At 74.7% G+C, this 1,100-nt stretch carries 2 protein-coding genes; one reads left to right on the top strand and one right to left on the bottom strand.

Annotation, left to right across the window (positions count from 1 at the left end):
* Positions 1 to 499, bottom strand: a 499-nt coding sequence (locus MXD58_RS25250; RefSeq protein ID WP_284678857.1) for an inositol monophosphatase family protein, incomplete at its 3' end; no start/stop codon positions are given.
* 257 nt (positions 500 to 756) lie between these two features.
* On the opposite strand from MXD58_RS25250, the gene MXD58_RS25245 reads away from it, so the two are divergent.
* Positions 757 to 1,100: sigma factor (locus tag MXD58_RS25245; RefSeq protein WP_284678856.1), on the top strand; the 344-nt coding region annotated here is incomplete at its 3' end.

The raw sequence follows: 1,100 nt of genomic DNA, 5'->3' as shown, positions 1-1,100 counted from the left end.
CCTGCGCGTAGCCGAACCCGGTGGCGACCAGCGCGCCGGCGAGCGTCGTGACCGTCGAGCCGGCCAGCGGGCCGCCGTCCCGCAACGCCCCGCCGCCGCGGGTGGCCGTGTAGGTCGTGCCCATCGCCGGAGCGTGCACGACGCCCGCGACGACCTCGCCGCGGACCTCGGCGGCGATCGACACCGCCCAGTTCGGCAGGTTGTAGAGGAAGTTCACCGTGCCGTCGAGCGGGTCGACGATCCAGCGCACGCCGGTCGAGCCGGCCGAGTCGGAGCCCTCCTCGCCGAGCAGCCCGTCGCCGGGGCGCAGCTCGCCGAGCCGGCGGGCCACCAGCGCCTCGGAGGCGCGGTCCAAGGCGGTGACGACATCGGTGGGGGAGGACTTCGTCGCCTCCGCGGCGACCGTGCCCTCGCGGCCCTTGGCGAGCAGCTCGCCGGCCTCGCGGGCGATCATCAACGCGACGTCGAGCAGGACGTCCGGGTCTGGCAGGTCGCTCATCGGGCGGCACTCCATGGTTCGGTTTCGGATCACCTCGCCGGCCATGGCGACCGGACGTCTCCCCCTGGGCCCCATCCTGCCAACCCGTCGTCCCGCCCGCTGCCAGCCGGCCGCGTGGTATGGCCGGTCACATCACCGTGGTGGCGAGACGGCACCGCGCCAGCGCCGGGATGTCACATCGGCGCGGTCCGCGCCGTCCTGTCGGAGGATGCCGTCCTGTCGGAGGATGTTGTCAGGGCTTGCGGGAGGACACGACGATGATCGTCCCATCAGCGTCCGCGCCGGATGGGCGGGCCAGTGCACTCGCGGCGGCGTTCGAGGGCGAGCGGTCCCATCTGCGGGCGGTGGCCTACCGGCTGCTCGGATCGCTGGCCGACGCCGAGGACGCGGTGCAGGAGGCGTGGCTGCGCCTCGAGCGGGTCGACGCCGACGAGATTGTCGACCTGCGGGCATGGCTGACGGTGGTGGTGTCGCGGCTGTGCCTGGACCAGCTGCGCTCGGCACGGGGGCGCCGGGAGGGCTATGTCGGGCCGTGGCTGCCCGAGCCGCTGGTGGCCGGGCTCGGGGACGGCGGTGCGGCGGGCGGCGCCAGCGTCGACGC

The organism is Frankia sp. AgKG'84/4, from assembly GCF_023242965.2.
Classification (GTDB): Bacteria; Actinomycetota; Actinomycetes; order Frankiales; family Frankiaceae; genus Frankia.
This window is presented reverse-complemented; position numbering and strand designations above follow the sequence as displayed.